Source organism: Patiriisocius sp., from assembly GCF_051252435.1.
Lineage (GTDB): Bacteria > Bacteroidota > Bacteroidia > Flavobacteriales > Flavobacteriaceae > Patiriisocius.
This window is the reverse complement of sequence record NZ_JBPOFW010000005.1, coordinates 222,878-236,184: the sequence shown is the minus strand read 5'-3', so window position 1 is coordinate 236,184 and position 13,307 is coordinate 222,878. Positions and strand designations below refer to the sequence as shown.

At 36.2% G+C, this 13,307-nt stretch carries 16 protein-coding genes; 12 read left to right on the top strand and 4 right to left on the bottom strand.

What is annotated here, in order from left to right:
* The first annotated feature begins 42 nt into the window (after positions 1-42).
* The 6 genes from ACSHW7_RS12730 to ACSHW7_RS12705 all read left to right on the top strand — a co-directional run bounded on the left by ACSHW7_RS12730 (position 43) and on the right by ACSHW7_RS12705 (position 4,587).
* A complete protein-coding gene (locus ACSHW7_RS12730) occupies positions 43-1,053 on the top strand; it encodes a DUF1028 domain-containing protein (protein ID WP_435679740.1) in 1,011 nt (336 codons plus the stop codon).
* A gap of 135 nt (positions 1,054-1,188) precedes the next feature.
* Positions 1,189-1,782, top strand: coding sequence for a YdeI/OmpD-associated family protein (locus ACSHW7_RS12725; protein ID WP_435679739.1), 594 nt, complete (start codon positions 1,189-1,191; stop codon positions 1,780-1,782).
* Positions 1,782-2,912 (top strand): adenylate/guanylate cyclase domain-containing protein, encoded by a 1,131-nt coding sequence (locus ACSHW7_RS12720; RefSeq protein WP_435679738.1) that lies wholly within the window; start codon positions 1,782-1,784, stop codon positions 2,910-2,912. The genes ACSHW7_RS12725 and ACSHW7_RS12720 overlap by 1 nt, the downstream gene beginning before the upstream one ends.
* A 55-nt stretch (positions 2,913-2,967) precedes the next feature.
* A complete protein-coding gene (locus tag ACSHW7_RS12715) occupies positions 2,968-3,336 on the top strand; it encodes a hypothetical protein (RefSeq protein ID WP_435679737.1) in 369 nt (122 codons plus the stop codon).
* A gap of 104 nt (positions 3,337-3,440) precedes the next feature.
* On the top strand, positions 3,441-3,935 hold the full coding sequence (locus tag ACSHW7_RS12710; protein WP_435679736.1) for an RNA polymerase sigma factor: 495 nt from the start codon (positions 3,441-3,443) through the stop codon (positions 3,933-3,935).
* Positions 3,936-3,939: 4 nt separating this feature from the next.
* Positions 3,940-4,587 (top strand): hypothetical protein, encoded by a 648-nt coding sequence (locus tag ACSHW7_RS12705; RefSeq protein WP_435679735.1) that lies wholly within the window; start codon positions 3,940-3,942, stop codon positions 4,585-4,587.
* Between the two features lie 98 nt (positions 4,588-4,685).
* On the opposite strand, the gene ACSHW7_RS12700 is transcribed toward ACSHW7_RS12705, so the two are convergent.
* On the bottom strand, positions 4,686-5,489 hold the full coding sequence (locus ACSHW7_RS12700; RefSeq protein WP_435679734.1) for a lysophospholipid acyltransferase family protein: 804 nt from the start codon (positions 5,487-5,489) through the stop codon (positions 4,686-4,688).
* 67 nt (positions 5,490-5,556) lie between these two features.
* Positions 5,557-6,198 (bottom strand): NUDIX hydrolase, encoded by a 642-nt coding sequence (locus ACSHW7_RS12695; protein ID WP_435679733.1) that lies wholly within the window; start codon positions 6,196-6,198, stop codon positions 5,557-5,559.
* On the opposite strand from ACSHW7_RS12695, the gene ACSHW7_RS12690 reads away from it, so the two are divergent.
* The gene (locus tag ACSHW7_RS12690; protein WP_435679732.1) at positions 6,192-6,941 is read left to right on the top strand and encodes a peptidylprolyl isomerase; all 750 of its coding nucleotides are present in this window, start codon (positions 6,192-6,194) and stop codon (positions 6,939-6,941) included. The genes ACSHW7_RS12695 and ACSHW7_RS12690 overlap by 7 nt on opposite strands.
* Positions 6,942-6,963: 22 nt before the next feature.
* Here ACSHW7_RS12690 and ACSHW7_RS12685 read toward each other — a convergent pair whose 3' ends face one another.
* Complete coding sequence (locus ACSHW7_RS12685; RefSeq protein WP_435679731.1) at positions 6,964-7,593, bottom strand: trimeric intracellular cation channel family protein; 630 nt, start codon at positions 7,591-7,593, stop codon at positions 6,964-6,966.
* Positions 7,590-8,315, bottom strand: coding sequence for an RDD family protein (locus ACSHW7_RS12680; protein WP_435679730.1), 726 nt, complete (start codon positions 8,313-8,315; stop codon positions 7,590-7,592). Before ACSHW7_RS12680 ends, ACSHW7_RS12685 begins: the two co-directional genes overlap by 4 nt.
* Before the next feature lie 33 nt (positions 8,316-8,348).
* On the opposite strand from ACSHW7_RS12680, the gene ACSHW7_RS12675 reads away from it, so the two are divergent.
* From ACSHW7_RS12675 to ACSHW7_RS12655, 5 genes are read left to right on the top strand one after another with little or no spacing between them, the layout of a single operon-like run.
* Positions 8,349-9,305, top strand: coding sequence for a stage II sporulation protein M (locus tag ACSHW7_RS12675; RefSeq protein WP_435679729.1), 957 nt, complete (start codon positions 8,349-8,351; stop codon positions 9,303-9,305).
* Positions 9,298-10,233 (top strand): hypothetical protein, encoded by a 936-nt coding sequence (locus tag ACSHW7_RS12670; protein WP_435679728.1) that lies wholly within the window; start codon positions 9,298-9,300, stop codon positions 10,231-10,233. The genes ACSHW7_RS12675 and ACSHW7_RS12670 overlap by 8 nt, the downstream gene beginning before the upstream one ends.
* Complete coding sequence (locus ACSHW7_RS12665) at positions 10,226-10,954, top strand: hypothetical protein (RefSeq protein WP_435679727.1); 729 nt, start codon at positions 10,226-10,228, stop codon at positions 10,952-10,954. The genes ACSHW7_RS12670 and ACSHW7_RS12665 overlap by 8 nt, the downstream gene beginning before the upstream one ends.
* Complete coding sequence (locus ACSHW7_RS12660; RefSeq protein ID WP_435679726.1) at positions 10,944-12,182, top strand: DUF4350 domain-containing protein; 1,239 nt, start codon at positions 10,944-10,946, stop codon at positions 12,180-12,182. Before ACSHW7_RS12665 ends, ACSHW7_RS12660 begins: the two co-directional genes overlap by 11 nt.
* 4 nt (positions 12,183-12,186) lie before the next feature.
* A complete protein-coding gene (locus ACSHW7_RS12655; protein ID WP_435679725.1) occupies positions 12,187-13,278 on the top strand; it encodes an AAA family ATPase in 1,092 nt (363 codons plus the stop codon).
* Positions 13,279-13,307 lie beyond the last annotated feature (29 nt).

Below are 13,307 nucleotides of genomic sequence, written 5' to 3'. Positions count from 1 at the left end.
ATGAAATTTATATCTAGTATATTTATTCAAAAATTAAAAATCATGAAAAAATTTTACTCATTTTTATTAGCGTTAACAGTCGCAACCGGTGTGCAGGCGCAGGATACATTTTCAATCATTGCAGTGGATCCAGCAACAGGTGATGTAGGCTCGGCAGGTGCTTCCTGTGTGGACGGAGCTGCTGCCTTTGGCGGAATTATAGATATCATAACCAAAATTATTCCCGGGCGTGGCGGTGTAAATAGCCAAGCGTATGTGTGTATTCCAAATTCTAATTTGAACGCGGCAATCAACCAAATGGAAATGGGTGCATCACCCAGTGAAATTATTGATTATCTGCAATTGAACGATGTTTGCAACAGTCAAAATTTTGACCCAGCATACCGCCAATACGGGATTGCAGATTTTGATACCAATGGTAACCCAAGAACGGCAGGATTTACAGGAGCGAGTGCCGATGATTATAAAGATGATATACAAGGAACAAACTTTAGCGTTCAGGGAAATATTTTATTGAATGAAACCGTATTGAATAATATGAGAGATAATTTTACTTCAACTAACGGAACACTAGCCGATAAATTAATGGCAGCCATGCAGGGAGCTAATTTTGCAGGTGCTGACTCTCGTTGTCTGGCTCGAGGAACTTCTTCAACGAGTGCGTATCTTTTGGTATATCAAGCCAATGATGATGTAAATGACCCATTTATTAGATTGAATATTGAAGAGATGCCTTTTGGAGAAGAGCCTATTGATTCACTTCAAATTTTATATAATAACTTTTTAGGTGTTAAAGATAATGCGCTGAAAAACAAGTTTAAATTATACCCTAATCCTGTAAGTAATGAATTGATAATTTCATATTCACCAAGTGTACTTGTAAAAGAAGTTGCAATAATTGATGTGCAGGGAAAGGTCGTTAGTTCTCAAAAATTTACCTCGATACCAACAGGTAATTTAACCTTGGATACAGCTTCATTAAAAAGTGGGATTTACTTTGCAAAAGTTTCAACCGTTGAAGGTACTGCGACTTTAAAGTTTATAAAGAACTAGAGATATTTTAAATTATTTCTTTAATAACAGCCCTTTCTATATTTAGATTTGGCTGTTATTTTTTATCAATTCTTTCACATTTCCGAAGCATAAAAAAATTGTATCTTCACTTCAAACAAACTACCTAAAAATAAAGTGACCACAGCACAGAAAGTAACTGCATTTATTGAAAATAGTGGCGAATGGAAAGAAGAAATGATTTCTCTTCGGAAACTTTTTAATAGTACAGAACTTGCCGAAGATTTAAAATGGGGCGTTCCCATTTATACCATTAACAACAAAAATGTTGTGGGTATGGTAGGATTTAAAAATCATTTGGGTATCTGGTTTCATCAAGGTGTTTTTTTAAAAGACCCAAAACACATTTTAGTCAATGCGCAAAAAGGAAAGACCAAAGCACTTAGACAAGTGCGTATTGAAAAAGGGGATACTATTGACGAGGAAACTATCTTAGCATACACGCTCGAAGCGATTGAAAATTGCAAAGCGGGGAAAGAGGTAAAATCTGAAATTAAAAAGATAATAACCCCATCCCTACTTAAAAAAGCATTAAAAGAAGATGCAGAATTTAATGCTACCTTTAAAAGATTGACTCCCGGAAAGCAACGAGAATACGCCGAATATATAACAACCGCAAAACAGGAAAAAACGAAGCTCAAACGTATTGAAAAAATAGTACCCATGGTTAAAAATGGCCTCGGGCTAAACGATAAATATAAAAACGGTTAATGGCAATTAGGTTTAGAAGATATACACAGCGCCAACTCTGGTTCTATGCAAAAAGAGCTTTTTGGATTTTAATTTCGTGGACGGCAATATCCAATGTTGTTTTCTTCTACGAGTACTACACACTTCTTGCAAACAATGCGCTAACGAGCGAATACGATTTTCAGCAATCCTTTACGGCAAATCTAATTGTAGGAGTTTTGGCCGGACTCATTGGTGGTGTTTTGACCGTAAACCTTATGGAACGGTGGCTACGAAAACACTCTTTTTTGCGGGCATTGCTTCAAATAGTGATTGCCTATACGCTAACTGCCATTGTGGTAAGCTTTTTTGGGGGGCTTTATTACTTTAGTGAAGAACTCGGTGTAGGTATGTTCAATCATGAAGTTGTGGAGTTAATGATTCCATTTTTTGGCGAATTTATATTTATTAAGAATTTTCTTCTTTGGCTTGTTATTGTCATCGTGACACTCATCATATTAATGGTAAACGAAAAATATGGGCCGGGAGTTTTCCCAGATTTCTTGATGGGTCGCTACTTTAAGCCTAAGCGCGAGCGACGCATCTTTATGTTTTGTGATATTAAAAACGCAACAGGCATAGCCGAAATATTAGATGAAGAAGCCTATTTTAATTTCCTAAAAGATTTTTTTAGAGACATCGCTCCTGCTATTGTCCAAACTAGAGGCGAAGTATATCAATATGTAGGTGACGAAATTGTAGTCTCATGGAAAATGAAGCACGGATTAAAGAGAGGCAACGCTATCCAATGTTTTTATAGTATGAAAAAAATCATCCGATACAAACGCCCTAGGTATAGAAAGAAATATGGACTTTTTCCTGAGTTTAAAGTAGGATATCACTATGGTGATGTAATGGTGGGAGAAATTGGTCAAATAAAAAGGGAGATTGTTTTTAGTGGCGATGTTTTAAATACAGCGTCAAGAATACAGTCTCTTTGTAACGAGATGGGTGTTGAAATATTGGCCTCAAAAGAATTTGCAGATATCAACATCAATCTACCCTTGCGGGTAAAAAGAGAAGATTTAGGCGAAGAAAAACTACGCGGTAAAGCAGACGAAATGAAACTTGTTACTTATACTAGAAAAGGCGTTAAAAAGAAAATGATTTGATTTTTTTGGTCAGTTTTTTGATATCTTGATTTACGAAATATAAAAAATAAGGATCATGAAAACCGATACGTATACAAAATCAATTCTTACCATTATTGCCATTTGTTTAACCATAAATGTGGTAAAGGATTTAGAGGTTTTTCCGAGTGCTTATGCTGGAAATCCTACTCTAATTTCTGAATCCAATGCAACAACCAAATATCAATTGGTACCTATTTCCGAAGCAAATACCATTGATGTTCGCATTGTCGATATCAATACGTATGACGAATTGAATGTCAATCTAAAAAGTGTTGATACCTACGACGAGGTAAAAGTGAATATCAAAAGTATTGAAACCAGCGATGAGCTTGATGTTAATATCGACGAGGTTGGTGGGCGTTATGTTTCCGATGGAAAAATTGATGTTCGCACTTCTAATTAATTCATATTTGAACATTCCGATAGAAAATTATAGTTATTTATGTCACGGATTGTAACATAAAGTAAATTTGATATACTTATATCTCGACTATCAAAAACCAACCATTGAACAAAGAACTTGAACATAAATTTGTGGAGCTTTTAGAAGCGAATCAAAACATTGTGCACAAAATCTGTAGGCTTTATACCAACGACAGAGATTCGCATAATGATTTATTTCAAGAAGTGACTATTCAATTATGGCGTGCATATCCCAAATTTAGAGGCGACTCCAAGTTTAGCACGTGGATGTACAGGGTGGCACTAAATACCGCGATTACACTGTATCGTAAAAGTAAAAGAAGGGTGCAGACGCAGGATTTTGAGGGGGTGAGTTTTAAAATTTCGGCAGAGGATTATGACGATACGATTGAAGAGCAGTTGAAATTAATGTATGCCGCAGTTAAAAACTTGAATGACATTGACAAGGCACTTGTGTTCTTGTATCTAGAAGATAAAAATTATAGCGAAATTTCTGAAACCCTGGGAATTAGTGAGGTAAATGCAAGAGTGAAAATGAACAGGATTAAAGGGAAATTAAGAACAATATTAAATCCGTAAGCCTATGGATCAATTAGAATTATTAAAATCAAAATGGCAGCAACAGGAGCAAACGCATCCTACCTTGTCATATCAAGATATTTATAAGATGCTGCTCAAAAAGTCGTCATCAATTGTAAAGTGGATATTTGTTATAAGTATTGCTGAAATATTATTTTGGGTAGTACTCGGTTTTTTAACTCCAGAATCAAATAAAGAACTCATAGCAAATATTGGTCTTAAAAAAAGTCTGACAATCATTTCAATTTTTCATTATACAATCATCGCTGCATTTTTAGCGCTGTTCTACATGAATTATCGCAAAATTAGCATCACCGATACTGCTAAGGATTTAATGGCAAATATTTTAAAGACACGCAAAACAGTAAAGTATTTTGTTATTTATAATGTGGTAGGAGCAATTCTTGCATCGCTATATGTAAACATGTTTCTATTTACCAAGAAGACCGAATTATATTCAATTATTACGGAAAACAATAGTAATTATGCGGCGATACCACCAGAAAGTTTTACTTCCCTCTTCTTTATAACCCAGTTTGTCGTAGGTGTTGTTTTGATTGGACTTTTAATACTAATCTATCGCGTCATCTACGGAATCTTGCTAAAAAGACTCAAGCACAATTATGATGAGCTGAAGCGAATAGAAATGTAAAAGCAACTTCATATTACAAAAAAACAAATCCCAAATCTCAAATAGGCTATTATCTATTTTGAGATTTGGGATTTATTTTTAGATTTTCTAAAAGGAATTTAATACCTCCACTCTCGCTCTTTGTTCAATTCCTCTTCGCTCTTAATTTCATCAGCAGGGATTACCTTTAAAAAAGATGGGTGTTGCTCGATAGCGTATTCTAATTTTTCAACCAATTCTTCCACCGGAATATTGTCATAATCAATTTCTAAAGGTTGTTTGATTTCAATAGATTGAAGAATTCCCCTTTTTTTAACCCGTAATCCTTTTCTATCAAAAGACCGTCTAAAACCGTCAATTACGATAGGCACAACTACTGGCTTATTTTTTTTGATTAAATGAGCCGTCCCACGTCTAATTGGTTTCCAAGGTCTAGTGGTTCCCTGCGGAAATGTAATCACCCAACCGTCGGTCAGCGCTTTCGAAATATTACTAACATCACTCATCTTCACCTGCCTTTGCACATCCTTCCCTTCTGCTCTCCAAGTTCTTTCTATACTTACCGAACCAGCATAAGCGAGTATTTTAGGCAAAAGACCTGCTTGCATTGTTTCTTTCGCTGCTACAAAGTAAAGATTCAATTTAGGTTTCCAGAGATAGCCTATATTTTTAATGTTATCTTCTCTCCCGCTCAAGCTCGCGTTAAAAACGTGAAACATAGCAACAACATCTGCAAAATATGTTTGATGATTGGATACAAAAAGAACGTTTGTATCGGGAAGGCTTCTTAAAATCTCACTTCCGTCGATTTCAAGTTTATTAAAACCTTTAAATCGTCTATGTGTTAATGCACCAAGAATGCGAATCAACCATAGTTTTAAAAACAAAATATGTCCAAAAGGATTCTTCTTAAAAAGACCCATAAATTTCAGTTTAATTTTTCCTCTTCGGAAATATTAGGGGAACAACAAATATACAAAATATTACACCTTAGCATATTTTTTTAAGTAGTTCCCTTACCTCGCTCAGCATCATCGCAGTAGCTCCCCAAACCACATGACCATTGAGTAAATATGCAGGAACTTCAATATCAGTCGCATAACTTGTTGATAGTGTTTTTGTAATCAAAACCGCATCATCCATAAAATGCGATAATGGCACTTCAATCAACGCCTCCACTTCTTCTTCCTGCGGAATAAATTTTGGCGTAACGCTTGTAATTCCTATAAATGGCTGCACAAAAAAGTTTGATGGCGGAATAAAAATTTCGGTTAGCTTTTTCAAAACAGCAATGGCCTGTTGCGGTACACCCACTTCCTCTTCGGTTTCTCGAAGTGCCGTTGCGGCTTCGTCGACATCTTCGGGTTCTGCTTTTCCGCCTGGAAATCCTACTTGTGCGGAGTGCACGCCTTTGTAGGTTTTTCGCAATATTAAAATTAAATTGGTTTCTCCTTTCTCTGACGGATAAAACAACGCCATCACTGCTGCACGCTTGGCTGTATTCTTGGATTTTGCTTTTTGTGTCAATTCTCGCAATCGCTCAATCGGTGCCATTTTATGATGAGATGCCTCTCCAGGAAGCTCCATTTTTTCTATTTTTACAATCTGTTTTGAAAATTCTAAAAATGTCATATTCCTTAAAAATTTTAGCTTCGGTAGTAGCGATTCTCTTTCTTTTTATCAATTGTGAAGATAAGAAAAAGACCCCGACGCCTGCAACACAAAATAGCAAAGAGGCCTCAAGTACTTCGGAAATAGACAACAACAAAACAAGGGTTGTTCAAGATACATTTCCGAAGAAAACAAAAAAAGAAACCCCACAACGCGAAGAAATAACCAATGAAAATGTGGTGGAATTTTTGACCAACTACGGAAAAGAAAACCCCGAAACTAAGGCGAAAATTACCACCCGCCTCGGCGAAATTGAAGTAGCGCTTTTTGAGAGCACACCTTTGCACCGCGCAAATTTTATTTACCTCGCCAAAGAAGGATATTACAATACTACTTTTTTTCATCGTGTGGTTCCAGGCTTTATAATTCAAGCAGGAACGAGCGATAATTATTCAACTCAAAAAATGCGAACTAAATTGGGTGCAGACTACCGAATCCCCAATGAAATCAATATCCCCCACACCTACGGAACCCTCTCTGGCGCAAAATATTATCGCGATAATGATGATAATAAAAGTGAGCCGTACGAATTTTTTATTTTCTTGGGCGAACCTAAAAAGAAACGTCATCTCGACGGTAGTTACACCGTATTTGGCAAAGTAACCAGCGGAATGGATGTCGTAGAAAAAATTGCCAACGAGCCAAAAGATGAACAGGAATGGCCGTTAAAAAATGTGGTTTTGACTGTGGAGGTTTTAGATTAATTGGGAGTATAGACTTTGAAACCTAAACTCCTTCAATATTTTCACTCTCTTTTTTATAAATACTAGGCAATGACAAATTAAAGGTAACCGCTAATAGTCGAATCACAATCACAACGCTCCCTGATATTATTACAATAAAGTCTGCTGTCATAGATGTTTTCAGCAAAATAAAATAACTTACTCCGCCTAAAATACATGCCGTAGCATAAATGTTTTTTCTAAAAATTACTGGAATTTCATTACAGAGAATATCTCTAATTACACCACCAAAACATGCCGTCATTGTGCCGAGTGCTATACAAATAAGTGGTGGCAAGTCTGCCGCAATTCCTTTTTCTACACCAATCACAGTATAGAGTGCGATCCCAATAGTATCAAATAAGAATAACGACTTACGGATATAGCCCAATTTTTTTCTAAACAATACCGCAAGCAGTGTTGCAATGGCAATGACATAAACGAACGTTAAATCCCGCATCCAAGTAATATTGACATCCAATAAAACATCACGCAACGTACCGCCACCCAAAGCAGTTACAAAAGCAATGATGAAAATCCCAAAAGGATCTAAGCGTTTTTTCATCGCGGTCAACGCTCCGGAAACCGAAAAGGCAATCGTTCCTAAAAAATCGATGATTAAGAGTAGACTCATGAGCGCTGCGTGTAATAATTATAATCCTTGAGAACAGTATCAATATACTGTTTGTCGTATAAATCTGATGTAGTGCTAATGGTAGCCTCTACCTTTTCTCGCAGCATTCTCAAGGTTTTATAATCTGAAGATCTAATGGCAATCAAATACGTTTCCTTTATAAGTCGTGCATCTTTATCCGTCAAGGTAGTTACGGTGGAAAATTTAGGCACATAATCATCATTTACTTCTTCAAGAATGGTATGGCTTATTTTTGTTTTTTTCTTATTTGAAATTACTACTGTTCCCGCAGCGTGGTCACCCAATCGTTGATGGCGGTCGCTAAAAATGATAGTCAATAATCCTATGGAACCTAAAAACATCCAAATATCTACCAATCGCATCATCCATAAAATTAAGTATGTGGACCAATGTGCAGGGCTTCCGTCGAGTTTAACCACTCTTGTTTTCATTACCATTTTACCTAAAGTTCTCCCTTTAAAAAGCAGATGCATATACAACGAATAGAAAAAAACAGGCAATAATAGTAATTGTTGTAATCCAAAAACAGTCCAATTATCGGTTATCGACTCGCCCATCGCATCTGTAACTAACTCAATTACATAGATATAAATAAAAAGAACAAACAAATCCACTAAAAACCCTAGAATACGTTCGCCAATGCTAACAACTTTATAGTTAAGATTAACATTTTGTGTGGTATTGATTGCTAAATTTGTCATTAAGAAAGTTGTGTTTATATTTAACTAAAAAAAATGCGCGAAGCAGCATTCGTAAAACAAAATAAAGAAAAATGGATTGCTTTTGAAAAGGCAATGCGACTTAATTATCAAATAACGCCAGATTATTTGGCAGACTACTACATACAGCTTACAAACGACCTCGCTTACGCTCAAACATATTACCCAGAAAGCAAGACACTACAGTACCTCAACTCACTTGCGAGCGAAGCGCATCAAAAAATCTATAAGAATAAAAAAGAATCCAAAAACCGCATTGTTAGCTTTTGGAAGTACGAATTTCCATTATTTTTTCTGCAATATCAACGAACATTGCTTTATGCTTTTTTAATTTTTGCTTCAGCAACGGCGATTGGAGTGATTTCAACCATCAATGATGACTCATTTGTGCGTTTAATTCTTGGTGACAATTATGTAAATCAAACACTCGAAAATATAGAAAATGGTGATCCAACTGCGATTTACAAAAGTGGTGGTGAACTCGGAACTTTTTTAGGAATTACAATCAATAACATTCGGGTCGCATTTTTGGCGTACGCTTTTGGAGTGATTACTTCTATTGGAACGGGATATATATTGTTTTCAAATGGTGTGATGCTAGGTGCATTTTTCACCTTCTTTTACAATAGAGATTTGTTGTTTGAAGCTTCAAAAACCATTTGGTTACACGGGACAATTGAAATTTCAGTGATTGTAATTGCTGGTTGCGCTGGTCTTATAATGGGTAATTCCATTCTATTTCCGAAGACATACTCACGCCGAATCTCCTTTTTAAAGGGTGCAAAAGATGGGCTAAAAGTGGTCGTAAGTACGATTCCATTTTTTATAATTGCAGGATTTATTGAAGGTTTCATTACGCGATATAGCAACATGCCCGTTTGGTTAGCGATGACGATAATTTTTGCTTCGTTGTTTTTAATCGTTTACTATTATATTATCTACCCTATTATTTTAAATAAGAAATATGCTTAAAAAAGACTTTATAGAATTAAAACAAAAACGTGATATTGGTGATTCTATAAGTACGTTTTTTGATTTCTTTAAACAAAATGCAGGAGCATACATAAATCTGTACATTAGATACAATGGTCTTTTTATCATTGGTCTTCTAGGTGTGAGTTATCTCATGGTTACAGGTTTTATGGGTATGATACAAAGTAGTGTTAATTACAATGTTACTGGGGAAAATCCTGTTGATGCTGGCGCTTGGTATATTGGGTTTGGAGTGTTAGCATTTGTTATAATCTTTTTAATCACTGGACTTCTTAATTACAGTTTAGCAGCTAGTTACATGATTGAATACGAGGATAATAAAAAAATCATAATTGATAAAAAACAAGTCTGGGCACGTCTCAAAAAAAACTTAGGAAAATCTGTTTTATTTTTGGTTTTACTCATTTTAATTTATTTAGCGGTGGCGGTCGTTGGCGCATTTATTTCCTTTATCCCTATTTTGGGAACAATAGTTTATTATGTAATAATCCTGGGTTGGACATCATGGATGGGTCTTGCATTTATGTCAATGCTCTACGAAAATAAAGATGTTTCGAGTGCCCTTGGTGAAGGCTGGACAATGCTGTTTAATTTTTTCTGGAAAAATGTTTTGACAAATCTTGTTATTTCCATACTGTTAGGGATATTGCTCGCGGTGCTACTAATGATTCCAGGGATTTTAATTGGTATTTATGTATTTCATGCCGCCGAAAATGATATTGACCTCATAAATAGTAGCGTAGCAAAAGTTATTTGGATTATAGCGCTGACCATCTTTTTATTTTTAATTTCTTTCAATCAATCGCTATCACAATTTGTAAATGGTGTTTTATATTTTTCTAACCATGAAGAAACCTACAACCACCATACACGCGAAAAAATCGAACAAATAGGCGCTGGTGAATAACAATAAATACATACTCACTTTTCTTTCTTTTTGCTGCGGAAATCTGCTGCAAGCACAAGATGCATTGCCTCAATTACAAATTGATAGTACAGCCGTGCCGCCCAAACGTTTTGCTGAAAATTTTAAAGAAAAATATTCTGGAGGTGATTATGATTATGATGTTATGGAAGGCGAGGCCGAAAATTTAATCACCCGGGGACTCAATTGGTTTTTTAGAAAACTTGCTGAACTTTTTGGGATTGACCTCGATCCGCAAACCTTTGTAATCTTGCGTTATTTAATTTATGGCGTATTGGTCATTTTTGCCATTTATATCGTTGTTAAATTATTGGTGGGCGATACTGCTTCCAGTTTTTTTACAAAGAAAAGTTCGCAACTCGCTCCATTGAAAGTGGAGGAAGAACACATTGAAAATATTGATTTGGACAGTTACATTTCCGAAGCCTTGAAAAACAATAATTATCGTCTTGCCATTAGGTATATGTATTTGAAAGCCTTGAAGCAACTCTCCGGGGCTTCAAAGATTATTTGGGATTTTGAAAAGACAAATCAAGATTATTATAATGAAATTGAAGATACCGATTTAAAAACCTCGTTTAAACGCATTTCATACGTGTACGATTATGTTTGGTATGGCGAATTTGCATTGAACGAAGACGATTTCGGCAAAGCCCAAAAAGATTTTGAACGCATTAAAACCCACTTAGGCAATGCTGGATAAACGTTCAAAAAATATACTCATCCTTTTTGGTGTCGCACTTTTGGTGGTGATTATTTCTGAAATAGTACGCCCAAAACCCATTAATTGGTGGACAAGTTACACCGCCGAAGATACCATCCCCTTTGGCTCAAAAATTTTCTTTGATGAATTACCTGCGCTTTTTGACAATGCGACGATTGAAACCATAAAAGAAGACCCTTACGAATTTCTCGTAAAAGAGGAATATGAAAACAACTCGGCATACCTGTTAATCAATGATTATATTTTGCTGGACGAACAACGTTTTGAGTCATTGCGAAACTATGTAGAGAAAGGAAATACAGTTTTTGTGTCTTCGCATTACTTCGGAAATATCGTAACAGACTCCCTCAATCTTGAAATTTTTACGAGTTACGGTTTTGCCGAAGACGATATTTTTCCCAACTTTTATGCTGAAAATCTAGAAAGTGATGACCCACCAAAATTCAAACGTGGCGCAACCTATTCTAGATTTGAAAGCATCGATACACTCACAACGCAAGCTATTGGTTACATTGAAACCGATGGCGTTATCGAGGCAATAGACGAATTTGAATATAACGTGACCGAAAAAGAACAGTTGGACGAAAACATCAATTACATTAGAGTGAAATACGGTAAAGGAGACTTTTATTTCCACTTATTACCAGAGGCTTTCTCTAACTATTATATGCTAAATGGTGCAGATAATTACACAGCAAATTTGATGGCTTTTATTGATGCAGACACTATTTATTGGGACGCATATATAAAAGATGGCAAGAAAACCATTACCTCAAAAATGCGTTTCATTTTTGACCAATCCCCATTAAAATGGGCGTATTACGTGACCATGCTCGGGCTGCTCGTTTTCATTATCTTTAAAGGAAAACGTGAGCAACGCATTATCGAAGTCATCGAACCACTACAAAACACCTCTATCGAATTTACGCGTACCATTGGTGATTTGTACTTTCAGCATAAAGACTTCGGAAATATAATCGCCAAAAAGATTTCGTATTTCATGGAAACGATTCGAACACAATATTATCTTGACACGAATGAGCTTTCAGAAAAATTCATTAACAAATTAGCACTCAAGAGTGGAAATACTATTGACGAAACCAGAAAGGTTATTGACACCATTAAAGTACTAAAAGGGAAATCATTTCATACCGAACAAGACTTGATAGCACTCAACAAACTCATTGAAAATTTTAAGACATCTTAATATTATGGAAAATCCACACGACAACGCTTCGCAACAAAATACACCACAACAGCAACCAGCAAATGAGCAACCACCCATTTCTGAAAATTCTGTTGTTCCGGAAATCGAACCTGAACAAAACAACGACGTAGCTTTTAATTCTCGTATTGATTTATCGGGATTACAAAACGCCGTTGAAAAGATAAAAGCCGAGCTAGCAAAAGTTATCGTAGGACAGCACGCCATGCTTGAAATGCTTGTGGTTTCTATCCTTGCAGATGGGCATTCTTTAATTGAAGGTGTTCCCGGAGTTGCAAAAACGATTACCGCAAAGTTGCTTGCCAAAACACTTGCTGTCGATTTTAGCCGAGTGCAATTTACGCCAGATTTAATGCCTAGTGATATTTTAGGGACATCTGTTTTTAACGTAAAAACGAGCGAATTCGAATTTAAAAAAGGGCCTATTTTCTCAAATATTATTTTGATTGACGAGATAAACAGAGCACCCGCAAAAACGCAAGCTGCTTTGTTTGAAGTAATGGAAGAACGCCAAATTACAATTGACGGAGCGCGGTACAAAATGGAACCACCATTTTTAGTATTTGCCACGCAAAATCCCGTAGAGCAAGAAGGAACGTATGCATTGCCAGAAGCACAATTGGACAGATTTTTATTTAAAATAAATGTGCCCTACCCTAGCCTTGCGGAGGAAATCCAGATTTTGACAAACGAACATCAGCGTGAAAACAAGTTGGCTTTAGATATGGTTGCTCCTGTTCTTTCGGCTGCGGAAATTGCACAATATCAAAAAGTGATTCGGCAAATAATTGTTGAACCCAATTTGCTCGCCTACATCGCAGCCATTACCGAAAACACAAGAAACAACGCCAACCTTTTTCTCGGAGCATCGCCACGTGCATCCTTAGCGATAATGAATGCATCAAAAGCACTCGCTGCTATCAACGGCCGTGATTTTGTTACACCAGATGATATCAAGAAAATAGCACCCGCGGTATTGAACCACCGTATCATTTTAACACCCGAAAGAGAAATGGAAGGCATTACAACAGATAAAGTGGTAAGTCAAATTATTGAAACCATTGAAATACCACGTTGAAATTGATCCCGATAGCTATCGGGACAAAA

What these genes read in the sequence shown, in the direction of transcription:
- ACSHW7_RS12675 (WP_435679729.1), top strand. Translation starts at nt 8,349, where the DNA reads ATGCGCGAAGCAGCATTCGTAAAACAAAATAAAGAAAAATGGATTGCT.
- ACSHW7_RS12695 (WP_435679733.1), bottom strand. Translation starts at nt 6,198, where the DNA reads ATGACATTTTTAGAATTTTCAAAACAGATTGTAAAAATAGAAAAAATG.
- ACSHW7_RS12705 (WP_435679735.1), top strand. Translation starts at nt 3,940, where the DNA reads ATGGATCAATTAGAATTATTAAAATCAAAATGGCAGCAACAGGAGCAA.
- ACSHW7_RS12700 (WP_435679734.1), bottom strand. Translation starts at nt 5,489, where the DNA reads ATGGGTCTTTTTAAGAAGAATCCTTTTGGACATATTTTGTTTTTAAAA.
- ACSHW7_RS12655 (WP_435679725.1), top strand. Translation starts at nt 12,187, where the DNA reads ATGGAAAATCCACACGACAACGCTTCGCAACAAAATACACCACAACAG.
- ACSHW7_RS12680 (WP_435679730.1), bottom strand. Translation starts at nt 8,315, where the DNA reads ATGACAAATTTAGCAATCAATACCACACAAAATGTTAATCTTAACTAT.
- ACSHW7_RS12670 (WP_435679728.1), top strand. Translation starts at nt 9,298, where the DNA reads ATGCTTAAAAAAGACTTTATAGAATTAAAACAAAAACGTGATATTGGT.
- ACSHW7_RS12660 (WP_435679726.1), top strand. Translation starts at nt 10,944, where the DNA reads ATGCTGGATAAACGTTCAAAAAATATACTCATCCTTTTTGGTGTCGCA.
- ACSHW7_RS12690 (WP_435679732.1), top strand. Translation starts at nt 6,192, where the DNA reads ATGTCATATTCCTTAAAAATTTTAGCTTCGGTAGTAGCGATTCTCTTT.
- ACSHW7_RS12715 (WP_435679737.1), top strand. Translation starts at nt 2,968, where the DNA reads ATGAAAACCGATACGTATACAAAATCAATTCTTACCATTATTGCCATT.
- ACSHW7_RS12685 (WP_435679731.1), bottom strand. Translation starts at nt 7,593, where the DNA reads ATGAGTCTACTCTTAATCATCGATTTTTTAGGAACGATTGCCTTTTCG.
- ACSHW7_RS12720 (WP_435679738.1), top strand. Translation starts at nt 1,782, where the DNA reads ATGGCAATTAGGTTTAGAAGATATACACAGCGCCAACTCTGGTTCTAT.
- ACSHW7_RS12730 (WP_435679740.1), top strand. Translation starts at nt 43, where the DNA reads ATGAAAAAATTTTACTCATTTTTATTAGCGTTAACAGTCGCAACCGGT.